This is a genomic window from Neobacillus sp. DFD-2R (assembly GCF_057747865.1).
Window position 1 is genome coordinate 759,098 of sequence record NZ_CM173228.1, and the last position, 18,153, is coordinate 777,250.

Sequence of the window (18,153 nt, forward strand, 5' to 3'; positions counted from 1 at the left end):
TAGAAAGTTGGAAAATAACAATGAAAAAGTTGACCTCATTCGTTCTAGCAATCGTTCTTGGAAGTGTTTTAGTTTTAGCAGGTTGCGGATCCAATAATAGTAAGGTATCCGAAGGCGTTAATAAAATGTTGGATACCACAGGACAATTATCAAAAGCAATTGATAGCGGTGACCAAGCAAAGGTAAAACAAGTGGGACCAAAGTTAGAAGATCAATGGAAAACATTTGAAGATGATGTAAAAAAAGATAACAAAGACCTTTACGCCAAAGTTGAACAATATCTTGATCCAACGATTGCCGGCTCACAAGCAACTCCACTGGATAAAAATGCGTTAAGTACCTTAAACGGTCAGCTTACTGATGCATTGAAAGAGTTAGCCGCTAAAACAAAATAAAACCATAAAAAAGGGAGTCTTTAACGAGACACCCTTTTTTTGGCTAATAGGAAAAAGAAGAGACTGTTCGCAAGTCTCTTCTTCATTTTACCTATTTTGCGACTCCTGTTGCTTTACTTTTAACCTCTCTTCCAAAACATGGATCATACTGAGGAAATGGTCCGCTTCCCTTACAACATGGTCTGCTAATAGCGGGTCGATGACACTTTTGATTTGACAGCTTTTTATTAAATCCAGTCCTGCTTGTTTAAAATTACGCAGTTCATGTGTGGCATTTTCACTATCCTTATTCAGTTTTCCAATTATCGGATAGGTTGGGCTTTTCTTATATAACATCGATTCAACGTCCCTAGCCTGGTTAAGCAGAACTTCAAAATCGTCACCAAACTTCCTTGCTTGAAAAACTAAATTTCGTTCAGATTGATCGAGCAGTGAAGCAATAAAACGTGAATGCTCCATCATAATCTTGAGCCAAAACACATTTTCCTTAATTATCGCATCCTGGATTGGGTCCAATATTCCTTCATTGAACTTTTTCAATGTTCTCATAAAATATTCCGCTTCCCGGGCGATATGATCGACGAGGAGAGGGAAGTTAAAACCTTTCACTTTACAATTAATAATCAGGATGAGTAGATTCCGTTTGAAATTCCTTAATCCTAAGACAAGTTGTATGGAATCTTCATTTAACTTACGGACTGCCGTGACATTATTTGGGGTCTGATAGGCTCTTTTTTCCTGCTCCTGAAAATAGTAATAAAACCGTTCCGTTTGCTGAATAAGATGCTTATCATTTCGATCGAAGCCTTCATTTAAAAAATAGGAATGCTCCTTCATAATTCGTAACCAGAATCTATTCTCAGTTAAAGATCGTTCAATAAACAGTTGTTCGGTTAATGATTCAGGTGGTGCGGCAAAAGTTTCAGGGGCAATTAACATTTGATTGTCTGAATCCATTCCAGTGTACCCTTGATTAACCAATTTTCTCCCTCCCTCGTAAACACACTCCAATATATTTTATTTTCAATTTTTCTAGTTATGTCGTATTCAAGCAATCTTTAAAAATTTTATTGCTTGTCCTACAAATACCCAATCATGATGAGAAAAAATTCATTTAATAGAATAGAAAGGAGATGATAGCTAAAATGAGCAAACAAGATTTTATGCGCTTTGCATCTGAACTAGTAGGAGAAGAAGTAGAAGTTATCACTAGTAATGGAACATTTACAGGTACACTTGAATATGTCGGAAGCGACAATTTAATTTTATCAACTAGAGTTAGAGGTCGCAGAGTTAGATTGGCAATTCGCATTGCTTTAATTATTGCGCTTTTCAGTTTATTGACTGGACGCAGATTTACTTTATAGGGGATATATAATAGACGAGGCTGACTCAAAAGGCCGTTTACAAACGGCACTTTTGAGTCAGCCTTTTCATTTGATATAATCAGTAATGATAAACGTATGTCTACTAAGAGATTTAAAAGAAGTAAAGAGGATATTGTTGTCATTAATAGTAAGAATCTAGCTGCACTTACTTTTGGGTTTCGAAAGCCTACAATTGCCAACAAATTTAATTGATTCTGCATAATAAATCTTTCTCAGAATATTTCAAGAACAAAATATGAAATTTTTATTGCAATTTTATGAATTAATTTTTAAAATTAATAAACAGAAATCAATGAATGAGGTGTACCCGTTGGTCATTGAATATTTATCGGCACTGATTATGCCAGGTTTGCTCGTGTTACTTTTTACAAGGGTCACTTATAATCGGGTTATCGGTCTTGCGTTAACCGTCGGACTTATTGCTGCATCTGTTTATAAAGGTTATACAAACACATTCCTGCTTATTGTCATTGATGCTTTTTCCTTAACCGCCGGTTTTGCCTTAGCTGCAAAAATGAAACAAAGAGCCTTAAAGAAAAGCTAATAAACTATATAACTCCAGGTCTGCCGGAAAAGAGGCAGGCTTTTTTGTTTTTAAAAAAATCGAATACTCGTTCGCATATTATTGGTTAGTTATTGGGGATTTGTGTTAAAATGGTAATATGAATTAGACAGAAGTTTTTTTTAGCTCCATTCTTGAACGTTTTCTAGTTTTCAAAGTTGAAAAATGTCAATAATAGAAGAATCCTATTTTTTTCAGGAGGAAGTTTGCGTGAAGGACCAATTTGAATTAGTTTCAAAATACTCTCCTCAAGGTGATCAGCCCGAAGCAATTCGCCAATTAGTCGACGGAATCCATCAAAATAAGCGGCACCAGACCCTTCTCGGTGCAACCGGAACGGGTAAGACATTTACCGTTTCGAACGTGATTAAGGAAATTAACAAGCCAACGCTCGTCATCGCACACAATAAAACATTAGCGGGCCAGCTCTATAGCGAATTTAAGGATTTTTTTCCAAACAATGCTGTTGAGTACTTTGTCAGCTACTATGATTATTTCCAACCTGAAGCCTATGTCCCCCAGACCGATACCTTTATTGAAAAAGATGCCAGCATTAACGATGAAATTGATAAACTGCGCCACTCGGCGACCTCTTCCTTATTTGAAAGGAAGGATGTCATTGTCATTGCCAGTGTGTCTTGTATCTATGGTCTCGGATCGCCGGAGGAGTATCGGGAGCTGGTGCTTTCTCTCCGTACCGGTATGGAGGTTGAGCGGAATCAGCTGCTGCATCGGTTAGTCGATATCCAATATGATCGAAATGATATTGATTTCAAGCGCGGAACGTTTCGGGTCCGCGGCGATGTGGTTGAAATCTTTCCCGCTTCCCGCGATGAACATTGTATCCGAGTTGAATTTTTTGGTGATGAAATTGATCGGATTCGTGAGGTTGATGCACTTACAGGAGAAATCATTGGCGAACGGGAACATGTAGCGATTTTCCCGGCATCCCACTTCGTTACCAGAGAAGAAAAGATGCGCATTGCCATCGCAAATATTGAAAAAGAACTGGAGGAACGTCTTGCCGTTCTTCGGGAACAAAATAAATTGCTTGAAGCACAAAGACTTGAACAGCGGACCCGCTATGATCTGGAAATGATGCGGGAAATGGGCTTTTGCTCGGGCATTGAAAATTACTCCCGCCATTTAACGTTAAGAGAGGCGGGTTCGACACCGTACACCTTGCTGGATTATTTTCCTGATGATTTTCTTATGGTAATTGACGAGTCGCATGTTACCCTGCCGCAAATAAGGGGAATGTTCAATGGTGACAAGGCACGGAAAGGAGTTTTAGTTGAGCATGGCTTCCGTCTCCCCTCAGCTCTCGACAATCGTCCATTGACCTTTGATGAATTTGAAAAGCATATTTCCAATATTATTTATGTTTCGGCTACTCCCGGTCCTTATGAGCTGGAGCATACACCGGAAATGATTCAACAAATCATTCGCCCGACAGGACTGCTTGATCCTACGATTGAGGTACGGCCAATAGAAGGTCAAATCGATGACCTGATTGGTGAAATACAGGATAGAGTGAAGAAAAACGAACGTGTGCTTGTAACAACCTTGACGAAAAAAATGTCTGAGGATTTAACGGATTACCTGAAAGAAATCGGAATTAAAGTCCAGTATCTGCATTCGGAAGTCAAAACACTTGAGCGGATCGAGATTATCAGAGAACTGCGCCTCGGAAAATATGATGTTCTTGTCGGAATTAACCTGCTCCGTGAGGGTCTTGATATTCCCGAAGTTTCACTTGTAACGATACTTGATGCTGATAAAGAAGGCTTCCTTCGTTCGGAACGATCGTTAATTCAAACGATTGGCCGGGCTGCGCGTAATGCGAATGGGCAGGTAATCATGTATGCGGACCGGATGACGAATTCGATGGAATTGGCGATTAGTGAAACGAAACGTCGCCGTGTGATTCAGGAGGAATACAACCGGAAGCATGGAATTACTCCTAAAACGATTCAAAAAGATATACGCGATGTCATTCGTGCCACCCATGCTGCCGAAGAGCAGGAAGAGTACAAACCGGCGAAATCATTCGGCAAGATGTCGAAAAAGGAAAAAGAAAAGCTTATTGCTAATATGGAAAAAGAAATGAAAGTCGAAGCCAAGGCGCTTAATTTTGAGCGTGCCGCAGAGCTTCGCGATCTCATTTTAGAGTTGAAAGCGGAAGGATAACGTATATATGGCAATGGATAAACTGATTGTAAAAGGCGCTAGAGCCCACAATTTAAAAAATATTGATGTCACGATCCCCAGAGATAAACTTGTTGTCTTAACGGGACTTTCCGGTTCAGGGAAATCCTCGCTCGCATTTGATACGATCTATGCTGAAGGTCAGCGCCGTTATGTTGAATCCCTTTCAGCATACGCCCGGCAATTTCTCGGTCAGATGGATAAACCCGATGTTGATGCGATTGAAGGCCTATCGCCGGCAATTTCGATTGATCAAAAAACGACAAGCCGTAACCCTCGCTCTACGGTCGGGACGGTGACGGAAATTTATGATTATTTGCGATTATTGTTTGCTAGAGTAGGGCATCCAACATGTCCAATCCACGGGATTGAAATTTCCTCCCAAACAATTGAACAGATGGTCGACCGGATTTTAGAATATCCGGAACGAACAAAAATGCAAATCCTCGCCCCTGTTGTTTCGGGAAGGAAAGGAACGCATGTCAAAGTCTTTGAAGATATTAAAAAACAAGGCTTTGTCCGTGTCCGTGTTGACGGAGAAATGATGGACATCGGCGATGAAATTGAATTAGAAAAAAATAAAAAGCATTCGATTGAAGTGGTTGTTGACCGGATTGTCGTCAAGGAAGGGGTGGCATCACGGGTTGCCGATTCCCTTGAAACCGCATTAGGACTTGGTGAGGGAAAGGTAATTGTGGATGTCATTGGCGAGGAAGAACTGCTGTTTAGTGAAAACCATGCCTGTCCACATTGTGGTTTTTCCATTGGTGAGCTAGAGCCGAGGATGTTTTCCTTCAATAGCCCGTTCGGTGCCTGCCCGGAATGTGATGGGCTTGGCTCCAAGCTTGAGGTCGATCTTGACCTTGTCGTTCCGAATAAGGACCTGACACTCAAGCAGCATGCGATAGCCCCATGGGAGCCAACCAGCTCACAGTACTATCCACAGCTCCTTGAGGCTGTTTGTAGCCATTATGGAATTGAAATGGATATCCCTGTTAAGGATATCCCCGAGAATCTTCTGGAAAAAGTTTTATATGGTTCCGGACGTGAAAAAATCTATTTCCGCTATGAGAACGATTTTGGTCAAATTAGAGAAGGTCATATTGAATTTGAAGGTGTCATCAGAAATGTTGAGCGCCGTTATAAGGAAACGAGTTCCGATTTTATTCGCGAACAAATGGAAAAATATATGGGCCAACAGCCGTGCCCAACCTGTAAGGGCTATCGTTTGAAAAAGGAAAGCCTTGCGGTGTTGATTTCGGGCCGCCATATCTCACAATTGACCAACCTTTCAATTGAAGAAGCTCATCAATTCTTTGCCGGGTTAGACTTATCGGAAAAAGAAATGAAAATTGCTAAACTGATTTTCCGTGAAATCAGTGAGCGTCTCGGCTTTTTAATTAATGTCGGCCTTGATTATTTAACTTTAAGCCGTGCCGCGGGGACGCTCTCCGGGGGTGAGGCGCAGCGGATTCGCCTTGCAACACAAATCGGCTCACGGTTAACAGGGGTATTATACATTCTCGATGAGCCGTCAATCGGTCTTCATCAACGTGATAACGACCGCTTGATCGGGACATTAAAAAGCATGCGCGAAATCGGGAACACCTTGATTGTAGTGGAGCATGATGAGGATACAATGATGGCGGCCGATTATTTGATTGATATTGGACCGGGTGCAGGAATACATGGCGGAGAAATTGTTTCCGCCGGTACTCCTGAAGAGGTGATGGCGGATCCGAATTCGCTGACAGGCCAGTACCTGTCAGGGAAAAAGTTCATTCCGCTGCCAATAGAACGCCGTAAGTCAGACGGACGGTTTATTGAGATAAAAGGCGCCTCCGAGAACAATTTAAAAAATGTCAGTGTTAAGCTCCCGCTCGGAATGTTTATTGCGATTACCGGTGTTTCGGGGTCAGGGAAAAGTACGCTTATCAATGAAATTCTCCATAAATCGCTTGCGCAAAAGCTTCACCATGCGAAAAGTAAACCGGGAGAGCATAAGAGCATTAAAGGAATTGATTATCTGGAAAAAGTCATTGATATTGACCAGTCGCCAATCGGGAGAACGCCGCGTTCAAACCCTGCAACCTACACAGGTGTATTTGATGACGTTCGTGATGTGTTTGCGTCAACCAATGAGGCCAAGGTTCGCGGCTATAAGAAAGGACGCTTCAGCTTTAATGTTAAGGGCGGCCGCTGTGAGGCCTGCCGGGGTGATGGGATTATCAAAATTGAAATGCATTTTTTACCTGATGTATATGTTCCGTGCGAAGTCTGCCATGGGAAACGTTATAACCGTGAAACGCTGGAAGTGAAGTACAAAGGGAAGAATATTTCTGAAATCCTTGATATGACCGTTGAGGCTGCAGTTGGATTTTTCGAGAACATTCCAAAAATCAGCCGCAAGCTTCAAACGATCTTAGATGTTGGACTTGGATATATTACCTTAGGGCAGCCGGCTACGACATTATCGGGAGGGGAAGCGCAGCGTGTAAAGCTGGCATCCGAACTGCACCGTCGCTCAACCGGCCGTTCGTTCTATATTTTGGATGAACCAACAACAGGACTCCATGTTGATGATATTTCACGGCTGCTGGTTGTTTTGCAGCGTTTGGTTGAAAATGGTGATACGGTGCTTGTAATCGAGCATAATCTCGATGTCATTAAAGCTGCCGACTATATTGTAGACCTTGGCCCGGAAGGCGGCGATAAAGGCGGTACCATCGTCGCAACCGGTACACCGGAAAAAGTCGCTGAAGTTTCTGCATCGTATACAGGTAAATATTTAAAGCCAATTCTTGAACGGGATCGATTAAGAATGAAAAAGCTTATGGATGAAAAAGAATTGAGTGTAAAGAGCTAAAACCTTTGGGTTTTGGCTTTTTTTTACGGTAAAAAGCTGATAAAAAATAGATGTTCGCGGAATTTAGCTTCAAGTCGGCGGGAATATTGCAAAGTAGGGCGGAATTAACTGCTCATTCCGCGGAATCCTTTACGATCCAAGCGGAATAACCAATCAAACCTGCGGAATTCGCTTAAACTAGGATCCAATCTAAAGAATTACCCTGTTCAATATAAAAATACGAAACTTTCGAATCTCTTTTTCGTAAATAAATAGTATTGGCGATTTCATCTTGAACATAATCAAAGGCGTAAAGACTCTAAAACATGAATAAGCTGAAGAGAAGGAAAATTAATTTTTTGAGGTGGAAAAGATGAAAGAGGAACGAAAGCGGATTTTAAAAATGGTCGAAGAAGGAAAATTGAAGGTCGACGAGGCATTATCATTGCTTGAAGAATTGGAAAAGGCACAGCAAACGATGGAGCAAAAGCAGGAGCAAATCATCAATGAACTATCTACGGCTGTCAAATTTGAGGAAGCAAAAAAAGAAGAAACGGTTAATGGGAAATTTCAGTCGACAAAAGAGAAAATTTTTGAATTTGTTGATTCTGCATTGAAAAAAATTAAAGATTTTGATCTGGATTTAAATTTTGGCCAATCTGTGGAAATTTCCCATATTTTCCATCATAGCGAAGTTTATTTGACGGAAATGGATATTGATGTCGCGAATGGATCATTAAGGGTCGCCGCATGGGATCAAAACGATGTTCGGATTGAGTGCCAGGCTAAGGTTTATCGCGTCGATACACCTGAACAAGCCCGGCAAAACTTTTTAAAAGATGTGATTTTCGCGATAGAGGGACAGAAATTGCGCTTTATGACGCAGCAAAAATGGATGAAGGTAGATGCTGTTATTTATGTTCCAAGATCACAATATACAAAAGCCCGCGTCCGCATGTTTAATGGAGCGATTTCGGGAGAAGATTTGAATGTAGGCGATTTTCGTGTCAAAACGGCCAATGGAAAAATCAAGCTCAATCGAATGAAAGGAAATCGGGCAGAAATCGAAACAGCGAATGGTTCTATTAAAATACTAAGCAGCCTGTTCGATGATCTCGAAGCGGAAACCATTAATGGCGCGATTAAACTGGATGGTGATTTTAAAAAAATTGAGACGCAGACATTTAATGGCAATATCACCTACAATCTTAACGGGAATCGCAGTGAATTGATTTCGGCAAAAGCAACAACCGGAACCATTGATTTGTTTGTTCCCGAGGGGATCCCTGTTAATGGCGAGTTAAAGACCAATTTGGGCGGCTTTAATATAAAGCTGGAGGGAATTCAAATTCTTGAGGAGAAAAGTGAAATGATTCAAAAATTGCTTCGCTTTCAATCAGTCAATCATCCTGAGAGGATGTTGAAGGTATTTGCCGATACAAAAACAGGCTCGATCACGATTCATAAATCAGATGGAGTTCGGACTTTTAAATAGGGGAATCACATATGAGATGGCTAATCGGAGTTTTGATCAATGCTGTATTGTTTATGGCGCTTGCGGGTTATTTTCATGAAAGCTTTCAGCTAACTGGATTCACAGCTGCCCTTGAGGCAAGCTTCCTGTTATCCATCCTTAATCTTTTGGTCCGTCCGATTCTTATTTTATTTACCTTACCTGTAACAATTTTAACTCTAGGTCTTTTTTTGTTTGTGATTAATGCAATCACTCTCGAACTTACGGACGTATTAATGGGAGCATCCTTCGAGATTAATGGTTTTGGGATGGCCCTGATGGTTACTATGATCATGTCGATTGTTAATCTAATCATACAAAAGACGATTCTCGAACCATCAAAATATCGTAAAAAATAGCGCAGGCATTCCTGCGCTATTCTTTATAATCTTTTCATCGTATGAATAAACCGGTAACGGTCGGCCCGGAATGAGGATAATACTAGTTCAAATGGCGTTCCGTCTTGAAGATAGGAGGTTCGCACCATTAACAGGATCGGTGCCCCTTCAGTAATGGCTAAATCTTCGGCCTCTGCGCTATTGGCAATCGAAGCCTCTATTTCCTGTTTCGCTTCACTGATGGAAAGAGATAAATTTTCCTCAATATAACGGTAGAGGGACTGGCTGCTATTTTCCTCGGTTAGACCCGGAACAATGCTCACCGGAATATAGGCCGTTTCAAGTGCCATCGGAAAACCGTCAGCTAAACGAATCCGCTTAATTTTGTATACTAAGTCATTTTCAGTGATTAATAGTTGCAATGCAATTTTTGGGTCGGCAGGGATTATTTGAAATGAAAGAAGCTTGTTGCTCGGTTTCATGCCTCTTGATAACATGTCCTCGGTAAAGCTTGTCATTCCCTGGAGTTCTTGCTCAACCTTCTTTTTATTAACAAACGTTCCGCGACCTTTTTGCCGATATAAATAGCCATCCATCACTAAATTATTGATTGCTTGCCTAACGGTCATGCGGCTGATTTCGAACCTTTCCGCAAATTCCCGTTCAGACGGTATGCTTTCATCTTCCTTCAGTTCTCCACGGTCAATTTGTTGCTTAATATATTCTTCAAGCTGATGGTAGATGGGAATAGGTGAATTTTTATTAATCATCGTCCATTCTCCTTCTTTAAAAACACATTAAATATATTTTAATGCATCGTCATCAGCAATGATAGTGACTTTTTGATGTTGTTTTAGAGCAGATGCCGGAAAATCCTCACTTATCCCTTCATTAAATAGGCGTGCCACAGCATTTGCTTTCGCCGTTCCTGATGCCAGCAAGAATATTTCCCTGCTATCGAGAATACTCGCAATCCCCATCGTCAGGGCATGTGTTGGTACATCCTCAAGCTTTGCAAAAAATCTGGCATTGGCTTCAAGCGTATTTTTGGCAAGTGCGACCACATGGGTCCGGCTATGAAAGGAGGTTCCGGGCTCATTAAAACCAATATGGCCATTTTGACCAATACCCAAAATTTGAAGGTCAATACCGCCGATATCTTTAATTAAGTTTTCATAACGGACACATTCCTCAGCCAAATCGTTTGCCGCTCCGTTTGGAATATGGGTGTTACCGGAGGCAATATCGACCTGATCAAATAAATTTTTTCGCATGAAGTAATGGTAGCTATTGGGATCGCTGGCAGGAAGACCGATATATTCATCCAAATTGATTGATTTAATGTTTTTATAAGATGTTCCGTTCGTTACATGGTCTTTTATTAAATATTGATAAAACCCCTGCGGTGTACTGCCTGTTGCCAGTCCCAGGGTCATGCTTGGATTAGCCCTGACTTTTTCAGAGATAAGCTTACCGGCCTCGATACTCATTTCTTCATAGTTAGCAACACGTATGATGTTCATCATGATTTACCCCCGTTTATAAGCGATTTCCCCACGGCAAATGGTTAAATCGACTTGATAGTCATTGGTTAAGATCGTTAAATCTGCATCTTTTCCCGGTGAGATACTTCCTTTACGGTCAAAGACCTTTAATTGCTTTGCCGGATTAACACTGGCCATTTGTACTGCGTTAACAAGTGAAACTTGTGCAAATTCCATTGTATTTTTTAAAGAATCATTCATTTTTAATATGCTGCCGGCTAAGGTACCGTCGGCAAGCAGCGCCTTTCCATCGGCAACGGACACGTCTTGTCCGCCAAGATCGTAGATGCCGCTTTTTAGACATTTGGCTCTCATTGCATCGGTAATCAAGATCATTCCGTCTGCACCTTTGGAATCAATCACCAGCTTGATGATTTCCGGTCTGACGTGGATGCCGTCTGCTATCAATTCCACCATTAATTCTTTAAACAAAAGGGCTGATCCGGCTACCCCCGGTTCACGGTGGTGAAGGCCGCGCATGCCATTAAAAAGATGGGTTACCTGCCTGGCTCCCGCCTTTACGGCTGTTTCCACTTCTTCATAGATGGCGTCTGAATGACCAATGGAAGCAATTACGCCATTTTCATTTAAGTAACGGACAAAGTCGGTCCCGTTCTCAAGTTCGGGCGCAACGGTCACTAATTTGATTTTTCCGGCTGCAAGCTGTTGCCAGTGCTGAAATAATTCAACATCCGGATCAATAATGTATTCTTTAGGCTGAGCACCGGCCCGTTTGACATTAATAAACGGCCCCTCTAAATGAACACCGAGCACTTCTGCTTTCCCGGGCTCATTATCCATGCCGCAATAATCGGCAGCGTTTGCCAGGGCCTTTTCAATATTTTCATGTTTTTGGGTAATCGTTGTGGCCAAAAAGCTTGTTGTCCCTTCGGCAGGAAGGGCTTTTGCTATTGTTGTCAAGGCTTCCGGTGTGGCATCCATTGTATCTGCACCGGCTGCACCGTGAATATGCACATCAATAAAACCGGGGATAACAGTGTGTTCTTTTGGAATCTCGATTTTCGTTACTTCTTGAAAACGGGAGGGAACTTCATTAATAGGACCTATTTCATGAATTTTGCCGTTTTCTATATAAATGTAAATGGCTTCTGCCATTTCTTTTTCTAAAATTGTATTTCCGGGGACCATGATCAGTAGGTTCATGTCCTTCATCTCCATTTCAAAAAGAATAAATGGTGCATCTGTTGTTTATTATATGCTCAAGTGGAATAGTTGTCTATACCACATCGCAAAAATGCATAATTCACTTTAATTTTACCTGAAAATGAAAATTGTATTAATTTTGAACATTTTGAGACAAGTTCATTTGGTTCTACACTAAAAAATGCTAAAATAAGGGGAAATAAAATTTTTTGCACTCATTCTTTTTTATAAACAGCCCGAAAAATAAGGGGGAAGCATCCATGCCAAAAGTACGTACAAAAGATATTTATGAAAAATTTCAACTTGAATTGATTAGTGGGGAAGAGGGAATTAACCGCCCAATCACAATGAGTGATATTTCCCGACCCGGCATTGAAATTGCAGGATATTTTGAATTTTATCCGGCTGATCGAATCCAGCTATTAGGGAAAACGGAACTATCTTTTTTTGAAGAGCTTCCTGAAGTTGAGCGGATCTCAAGAATGGACCGCCTTTGTACGGACGTTACGCCTGCAATCATTGTCACCAGAGGATTAAATGTACCTGTAGAGCTTATCGAAGCATCGGAACGGGAATCTGTTCCGGTTTTGCGTGCGAACATGAAAACGACCCGTTTTTCGAGCCGTTTAACGAATTTCCTGGAAAGTAAGCTGGCACCGACTACTGCGGTACATGGTGTGTTAGTCGATATTTATGGTGTGGGTGTCTTAATAACGGGAAAAAGCGGTGTAGGTAAAAGTGAAACTGCGTTGGAATTGGTCAAACGCGGTCACCGCCTTGTTGCCGATGATTGTGTGGAAATCCGCCAAGAGGACCTGGACACATTAGTTGGGAATTCGCCGGAATTAATCGAACATTTATTAGAAATACGAGGTTTAGGTATCATCAATGTGATGACCCTGTTTGGTGCAGGGGCAGTTCGCAGTAATAAAAAGATTTCGTTGGTCATCAATCTTGAAATTTGGGATGCTAAAAAACAGTATGACCGCCTTGGTTTAGATGAAGAGAAAATGAAAATTATTGATGCCGAGGTGACCAAGCTGACGGTACCTGTTCGACCGGGGCGAAACCTGGCCGTTATTATCGAAGTAGCAGCCATGAATTTCCGCCTGAAAAGAATGGGCGTGAATGCGGCACAACAATTTACCGACCGCCTTTCTGATGTAATTGAAGATGGAGAACATGAAGATATCTAAAGGAAAATAAGGAGACGTGAATATGAAGGAAACGATACAGCCGCTAAATCCCATTGCCTTTACACTGGGACCGATTCAAGTGCACTGGTATGGAATTATCATTGGATCAGGTCTGGCACTTGCTTTGTTTCTTGCCATAAGGGAAGCGAATAAGAGAGGGCTGCCGAAGGATACCTTTGCTGACTTAATGCTATGGGCTATCCCCATTGCCATTATTTCAGCACGTATTTATTATGTGATTTTTGAATGGACGTATTATGCGCATCATCCCGGTGAAATAATCCAAATTTGGCATGGAGGGATTGCGATTCACGGGGCCTTAATCGGTTCGGTAATTACGACCTACGTTTTTGCCAAAAAACGAGGGATTCCTTTTTGGAAGATAACCGATATTGCCGCTCCGAGCCTTATTCTTGGTCAAGCCATTGGGCGCTGGGGAAACTTTATGAACCAGGAGGCCCATGGCCGTGAAGTAACACGGCAATTCCTTGAAAACTTGCATTTACCTAATTTTATAATCAATCAAATGTATATAAACGGAACGTATTATCATCCGACATTTTTATATGAATCGCTCTGGGATTTTGCAGGTTTTATTCTGTTAATTTCACTTCGTTTCGTGAACTTACGGCGCGGGGAGCTTTTCCTCTCTTATGTCATTTGGTATTCCATCGGCCGTTTTTTCGTGGAAGGAATGAGAACGGATAGTTTAATGCTGACAAGCAGCCTGAGAATGGCTCAAGCCATCTCGATTGTCTTGATCATTGGAGCCATTATCGTTATCGTTTATCGGCGACAAAAAGGACTTTCAGATGAGCGTTATTTAGATAATCAAGAAGTAACCGATTAAAAGGGGTCTAATAGAAATGCTGATTGGCTCAGTGAAAAAGGGATTTTTCGTTGGATTAAAAACAACATGGACTTTAGGGAAAATTATTTTTCCCGTTACCCTCATCGTAGCAGTCCTGCAATATACACCTGTCCTGCCGTGGGTAATAAAAATGATTGCTCCGCTTATGAAACTGCTAGGCTTGTCGGGGGATGCGGCAATACCGCTGGTGTTAGGGAATTTCCTAAATTTATATGCAGCGATTGGCGCTATACTTACCCTTTCTTTTTCCGTAAAAGAAGTGTTTATTTTAGCGATTATGCTGTCGTTTTCGCATAATTTATTCATTGAATCAGGCGTGGCGGTAAAAACCGGCGTAAAGCTTTGGGTGGTTTTAGCAACACGACTAGGGCTCGCCCTTTTATCTGCTGTGGTCATTAACCTCGTATGGCACGGCGGCTCCGATGCGGCACAGTACGGTTTGATCCAAACAACTACAGTGCATGTGACAGGAGTCGTTTCGATTATTGGAGAAGCGATTAAAAAAGCGGTGCTTGGGATTTTACAGCTTACCATGATTGTGATGCCGCTTATGATTGTGATTCAAATCTTAAAGGATTTGAACTGGCTTGAGAAGTTTTCAAAGGGATTGGCACCTGTTATACGAAAACTGGGAATGAATGAAAACACGGCTATGACGATGGCTGCCGGGTTATTCTTTGGACTGGCCTATGGAGCAGGTGTCATGATTCAAGCTGTGAAAGAGGATGGGGTTAGTAAAAAAGATTTGACGCTGGCCTTTGTTTTCCTCGTCGGCTGCCATGCGGTTGTTGAAGATACGTTAATCTTTGTACCGCTTGGTATTCCCGTTTGGCCATTGTTTTTAATTCGGCTTGGGGTAGCCGTTATTATCACTTTGGTTGTCAGTACGATTTGGAAGCGTTCAGACACCATGAGCAGAAAGGAAGCAAGCTATGACAAACAAAATTACGACAATTCTCTTTGATTTGGACGGGACTTTAATCGATACCAATGAGTTAATTATTACTACCTATTTACACACACTTGATAGATATTATCCGGGTAAGTACAGCCGTGAGGATGTCCTGCCGTTTATGGGACCTACCCTCCATGAAGCATTTTCTACCATTGATCCTGATCGGGTGGAGGAAATGGTTATTGAATATAGGACTTTTAATATTGCGAACCATGACAGATTAGTCAAAGAGTTTGCAGGCGTATTGGAAACGATCGAGCTATTAAAGGAAAAGGGCTATAAGCTTGGAGTTGTCACGACCAAGCGCCTTGATGTCACGCTAAAAGGACTCCGGTTGATGAAACTCGACTCCTTTTTCGAAGTGATTGTCGCCTATGATCATGTGAGTAAGACAAAGCCGGACCCGGAACCGATTTTTAAAGCGCTTGAACAATTGGAGTCAGCGCCGTCGGAAGCGATTATGATTGGTGATAATTACCATGATATTTTGGCAGGTAAAAATGCAGGAACGAAAACGGCCGGTTGTGCCTGGTCTATTAAAGGCAGAGAATATCTTGCCAAGTACGAACCAGATTATATTCTGGAGAATATGGCTGACATCTTACCCATTCTCGGAGAGTGAGAAGTATGAGGAAAACGACCCGCTTTCCGGTTGAAGGTGCGAACTCCTTATGGCATGTTTACAAAACTGTCCCATTTTGGAAGGTTGTAAAAAATTTTCTTGTCATCCAGCTTGCCCGTTACACGCCCTTTTTAGGAATGAAAAATTGGCTTTACCGGACATTTCTGGGCCTTAAGGTGGGCGAGCAAACGTCCTTTGCTTTAATGGTAATGCCGGATGTGATGTTCCCGGAAAAAATCAGTGTGGGCCGTAATACTGTAATTGGCTACAATACCACGATCCTTGCACATGAGTATTTGATAAAAGAATACCGGCTTGGGCCCGTTGAAATCGGGAGTGAAGTCATGATCGGCGCCAATTCAACGATTCTCCCGGGTGTGACGATTGGGGATGGAGCAATTGTCTCAGCCGGTACCCTTGTCCATAAGGATGTTCCACCCGGATGCTTCGTCGGAGGAAATCCGATGAAGGTCATTTATACAAAGGAAGAATTACAAAATCGTTGGGCAGATGACCCGATTTATGGGAAAACAGAGTAAGCTCGGTCTTTGAACCGGGCTTTTGTTTTATTCAAAATTCCGCCCGGTGCGGAAAATATGACAAATACTGCGGAATTAATTGATAAATGGGAAAAATAAATTGACGTATGGTTTTTAAGAAGGTAAACTACAAATAATACTTTAATTCTCTACCATATTAGCAAACTAAAGGATTCTAAAAATAAAGGATGAGCATGATGAGCCGCTTGTTTATGTTTGAAAAGCCATTAGGCATGAGAGACACGCTTCCGGAGTTATATGAAAAAAAACATCGTGTTCGCACGTTTTTGGAGGATGCGATTAAACGCTGGGGCTATCAATTTATTGAAACACCGACACTTGAATACTATGAAACCGTTGGGAACGCATCTGCGATTCTTGATACACAGCTGTTTAAATTACTCGATAAAGAGGGTCATACTTTGGTCTTAAGGCCCGAAATGACCACGCCCATTGCCCGTGTAGCGGCTTCTAAGCTGTTACAGGAAGATCTGCCGCTAAGGTTAGCCTATGCTGCTAATGTATTTCGTGCTCAGCAGCGTGAAGGTGGCAGGCCGGCAGAGTTTGAACAAATCGGCGTCGAATGTATCAATGACGAAACAGTCTCAAGCGATGGCGAAGTTATTTCGTTATTGGTTTCTTCTTTAAAAGAAGCAGGCTTACGCCATTTTCAAGTTTCAATTGGCCATATAAGCTTTGCTCAGGAGTTATTTTTGCAAATATTAGGGACGGATGAACGGGCAGACAGCTTAAGAAGATTTTTATATGAAAAAAACTATGTAGGCTACCGGGAGCATGTCAATTCCCTCTCGTTATCCTCGATTGATAAACAAAGGCTTCTTCAATTCCTTGAGTTAAGAGGCGGCGAGGAAGTTATCGGCAAGGCCCTTGATATTATCGAAAATGAGCAGGGCAAGCAAGCGATTGTTCAGCTTAAGGAATTGTGGGATGTTCTTAATGACTATAATGTGCAGGATCAAGTGAAATTTGATTTCACCCTTGTCAGCCATATGAGTTACTATTCAGGAATTTTATTTGAAGTTTATGCCGATAAGGTCGGCTTTCCAATCGGCAATGGCGGCAGATACAGTTTAATAGAGAAGTTTGGGAAAAAAGCAAGTGCTACCGGCTTTGCTGTTCGGATTGACCGGCTTTTAGAGTCTCTCGGGGACATGACAGAAATCAATACCGCCAATTGCATTCTTTTTAGCCAAGAACGAAGAAAGGAAGCATTTCGCTTAGCGGAAAAAATGCATGAAGAAGGGCGGCGCGTTGTTCTTCAAGACATTAACGGCGTGAAAAATCTCGATGCTTTTACTAAAAAATTTGCTGATACCACTTATTTAATCGGGAAAGCAGGAAAGGAGCCAGCAGATGAGTGAAATTTTAACGATTGCGATGCCAAAGGGAAGAATTTTTGAAGAGGCAGTCGAATTACTAAGAAAAGCAGGTTATCTGCTGCCTCCTGAATTCGATGAATCAAGGAAATTAATTATTGAGATTGAAGCGGAAGGGCTTCGGTTTATTTTAGCAAAACCAACAGATGTCCCTACTTATGTTGAACATGGAGTGGCGGATATCGGGATCGCTGGTAAGGATGTTATGCTCGAGGAGGAAAGGGACGTTTATGAGCTTCTCGATTTACGGATCAGTAGCTGCTATCTGGCGGTAGCTGGCTTACCGAATACAAAAATGAACGATGTTGCTCCGAAAATCGCAACCAAATACCCAAATGTTGCGGAGGCCTATTTCCGGCAGCAAGGAGAACAGGTTGAAATTATTAAATTAAATGGATCAATCGAGCTTGCCCCCATCATTGGGCTGGCAGACCGGATTGTTGATATTGTTTCAACGGGACGAACGCTAGTGGAAAACGGACTTGTGGAATATGAACGGATTGTCGATGTCACTTCGAGGTTAATCGTAAATCCGGTCAGCTACCGGATAAAAGATAAAACGATAAATGACCTTGTAGCCCGGCTAAGTGAAGTAGTTTCATTGGAGGTTATATAA

Annotated in this window: 18 protein-coding genes; 14 read left to right on the forward strand and 4 right to left on the reverse strand. The window is 41.8% G+C overall.

From position 1 onward, the window contains the following. Positions 1–20 precede the first annotated feature (20 nt). Positions 21–395 (forward strand): hypothetical protein, encoded by a 375-nt coding sequence (locus AC3ANV_RS03595; RefSeq protein WP_488312315.1) that lies wholly within the window; start codon positions 21–23, stop codon positions 393–395. Positions 396–482: 87 nt separating this feature from the next. Here the strand turns inward: AC3ANV_RS03595 and AC3ANV_RS03600 are convergent, their stop codons facing one another. Further along, entirely contained in the window at positions 483–1,352 is an 870-nt protein-coding gene (locus tag AC3ANV_RS03600; protein ID WP_488314121.1) for a DUF2935 domain-containing protein, read from the reverse strand. Positions 1,353–1,540: 188 nt separating this feature from the next. Here AC3ANV_RS03600 and AC3ANV_RS03605 point away from each other — a divergent pair, with 188 nt between their 5' ends. The 6 genes from AC3ANV_RS03605 to AC3ANV_RS03630 all read left to right on the forward strand — a co-directional run bounded on the left by AC3ANV_RS03605 (position 1,541) and on the right by AC3ANV_RS03630 (position 9,270). Then, positions 1,541–1,762 (forward strand): hypothetical protein, encoded by a 222-nt coding sequence (locus AC3ANV_RS03605; protein WP_488312316.1) that lies wholly within the window; start codon positions 1,541–1,543, stop codon positions 1,760–1,762. A gap of 331 nt (positions 1,763–2,093) precedes the next feature. Beyond that, positions 2,094–2,327: a CsbA family protein gene (locus tag AC3ANV_RS03610; protein WP_488312317.1), complete on the forward strand. Its 234-nt coding sequence runs from the start codon at positions 2,094–2,096 to the stop codon at positions 2,325–2,327. Between the two features lie 228 nt (positions 2,328–2,555). Then, a complete protein-coding gene (uvrB, locus tag AC3ANV_RS03615; protein ID WP_488312318.1) occupies positions 2,556–4,535 on the forward strand; it encodes an excinuclease ABC subunit UvrB in 1,980 nt (659 codons plus the stop codon). Positions 4,536–4,542: 7 nt separating this feature from the next. After that, positions 4,543–7,419 (forward strand): excinuclease ABC subunit UvrA, encoded by a 2,877-nt coding sequence (uvrA, locus tag AC3ANV_RS03620; protein ID WP_488312319.1) that lies wholly within the window; start codon positions 4,543–4,545, stop codon positions 7,417–7,419. Between the two features lie 352 nt (positions 7,420–7,771). Continuing rightward, positions 7,772–8,893, forward strand: coding sequence for a DUF4097 family beta strand repeat-containing protein (locus AC3ANV_RS03625; RefSeq protein WP_488312320.1), 1,122 nt, complete (start codon positions 7,772–7,774; stop codon positions 8,891–8,893). Positions 8,894–8,904: 11 nt separating this feature from the next. Beyond that, entirely contained in the window at positions 8,905–9,270 is a 366-nt protein-coding gene (locus AC3ANV_RS03630) for a phage holin family protein (RefSeq protein ID WP_488312321.1), read from the forward strand. Positions 9,271–9,293: 23 nt separating this feature from the next. On the opposite strand, the gene AC3ANV_RS03635 is transcribed toward AC3ANV_RS03630, so the two are convergent. Genes AC3ANV_RS03635 through nagA form a run of 3 tightly spaced genes read right to left on the reverse strand, consistent with a single transcriptional unit; the run spans position 9,294 to position 11,957 of the window. Then, complete coding sequence (locus AC3ANV_RS03635) at positions 9,294–10,019, reverse strand: GntR family transcriptional regulator (RefSeq protein WP_488312322.1); 726 nt, start codon at positions 10,017–10,019, stop codon at positions 9,294–9,296. 27 nt (positions 10,020–10,046) lie between these two features. Then, on the reverse strand, positions 10,047–10,772 hold the full coding sequence (nagB, locus tag AC3ANV_RS03640; protein ID WP_488314122.1) for a glucosamine-6-phosphate deaminase: 726 nt from the start codon (positions 10,770–10,772) through the stop codon (positions 10,047–10,049). Between the two features lie 6 nt (positions 10,773–10,778). Continuing rightward, a complete protein-coding gene (gene nagA, locus AC3ANV_RS03645) occupies positions 10,779–11,957 on the reverse strand; it encodes an N-acetylglucosamine-6-phosphate deacetylase (protein WP_488312323.1) in 1,179 nt (392 codons plus the stop codon). A 260-nt stretch (positions 11,958–12,217) separates the two neighbouring features. Between nagA and hprK the strand changes: the two genes are divergently transcribed. From hprK to hisG, 7 genes are all read left to right on the forward strand, one after another. Continuing rightward, entirely contained in the window at positions 12,218–13,153 is a 936-nt protein-coding gene (gene hprK, locus AC3ANV_RS03650) for an HPr(Ser) kinase/phosphatase (RefSeq protein WP_488312324.1), read from the forward strand. 22 nt (positions 13,154–13,175) lie between these two features. Beyond that, entirely contained in the window at positions 13,176–14,003 is an 828-nt protein-coding gene (gene lgt, locus AC3ANV_RS03655) for a prolipoprotein diacylglyceryl transferase (protein WP_488312325.1), read from the forward strand. A gap of 16 nt (positions 14,004–14,019) precedes the next feature. Then, positions 14,020–14,988: a nucleoside recognition domain-containing protein gene (locus AC3ANV_RS03660; RefSeq protein WP_488312326.1), complete on the forward strand. Its 969-nt coding sequence runs from the start codon at positions 14,020–14,022 to the stop codon at positions 14,986–14,988. Continuing rightward, positions 14,957–15,601, forward strand: coding sequence for a pyrophosphatase PpaX (ppaX, locus tag AC3ANV_RS03665; RefSeq protein ID WP_488312327.1), 645 nt, complete (start codon positions 14,957–14,959; stop codon positions 15,599–15,601). The genes AC3ANV_RS03660 and ppaX overlap by 32 nt, the downstream gene beginning before the upstream one ends. Positions 15,602–15,606: 5 nt before the next feature. After that, a complete protein-coding gene (locus AC3ANV_RS03670; RefSeq protein ID WP_488312328.1) occupies positions 15,607–16,140 on the forward strand; it encodes an acyltransferase in 534 nt (177 codons plus the stop codon). 197 nt (positions 16,141–16,337) lie between these two features. After that, complete coding sequence (locus AC3ANV_RS03675; protein ID WP_488314123.1) at positions 16,338–17,522, forward strand: ATP phosphoribosyltransferase regulatory subunit; 1,185 nt, start codon at positions 16,338–16,340, stop codon at positions 17,520–17,522. Then, positions 17,515–18,153: an ATP phosphoribosyltransferase gene (gene hisG, locus AC3ANV_RS03680; RefSeq protein ID WP_488312329.1), complete on the forward strand. Its 639-nt coding sequence runs from the start codon at positions 17,515–17,517 to the stop codon at positions 18,151–18,153. The genes AC3ANV_RS03675 and hisG overlap by 8 nt, the downstream gene beginning before the upstream one ends.

Bases quoted from the DNA above. Each gene is read 5' to 3' on its own strand.
- AC3ANV_RS03595 (WP_488312315.1), top strand. From the start codon at position 21: ATGAAAAAGTTGACCTCATTCGTTCTAGCAATCGTTCTTGGAAGTGTT.
- AC3ANV_RS03600 (WP_488314121.1), bottom strand. From the start codon at position 1,352: ATGGATTCAGACAATCAAATGTTAATTGCCCCTGAAACTTTTGCCGCA.
- AC3ANV_RS03605 (WP_488312316.1), top strand. From the start codon at position 1,541: ATGAGCAAACAAGATTTTATGCGCTTTGCATCTGAACTAGTAGGAGAA.
- uvrA (WP_488312319.1), top strand. From the start codon at position 4,543: ATGGCAATGGATAAACTGATTGTAAAAGGCGCTAGAGCCCACAATTTA.
- AC3ANV_RS03625 (WP_488312320.1), top strand. From the start codon at position 7,772: ATGAAAGAGGAACGAAAGCGGATTTTAAAAATGGTCGAAGAAGGAAAA.
- AC3ANV_RS03630 (WP_488312321.1), top strand. From the start codon at position 8,905: ATGAGATGGCTAATCGGAGTTTTGATCAATGCTGTATTGTTTATGGCG.
- AC3ANV_RS03635 (WP_488312322.1), bottom strand. From the start codon at position 10,019: ATGATTAATAAAAATTCACCTATTCCCATCTACCATCAGCTTGAAGAA.
- nagB (WP_488314122.1), bottom strand. From the start codon at position 10,772: ATGAACATCATACGTGTTGCTAACTATGAAGAAATGAGTATCGAGGCC.
- nagA (WP_488312323.1), bottom strand. From the start codon at position 11,957: ATGAACCTACTGATCATGGTCCCCGGAAATACAATTTTAGAAAAAGAA.
- hprK (WP_488312324.1), top strand. From the start codon at position 12,218: ATGCCAAAAGTACGTACAAAAGATATTTATGAAAAATTTCAACTTGAA.
- lgt (WP_488312325.1), top strand. From the start codon at position 13,176: ATGAAGGAAACGATACAGCCGCTAAATCCCATTGCCTTTACACTGGGA.
- AC3ANV_RS03660 (WP_488312326.1), top strand. From the start codon at position 14,020: ATGCTGATTGGCTCAGTGAAAAAGGGATTTTTCGTTGGATTAAAAACA.
- ppaX (WP_488312327.1), top strand. From the start codon at position 14,957: ATGACAAACAAAATTACGACAATTCTCTTTGATTTGGACGGGACTTTA.
- AC3ANV_RS03670 (WP_488312328.1), top strand. From the start codon at position 15,607: ATGAGGAAAACGACCCGCTTTCCGGTTGAAGGTGCGAACTCCTTATGG.
- AC3ANV_RS03675 (WP_488314123.1), top strand. From the start codon at position 16,338: ATGAGCCGCTTGTTTATGTTTGAAAAGCCATTAGGCATGAGAGACACG.
- hisG (WP_488312329.1), top strand. From the start codon at position 17,515: ATGAGTGAAATTTTAACGATTGCGATGCCAAAGGGAAGAATTTTTGAA.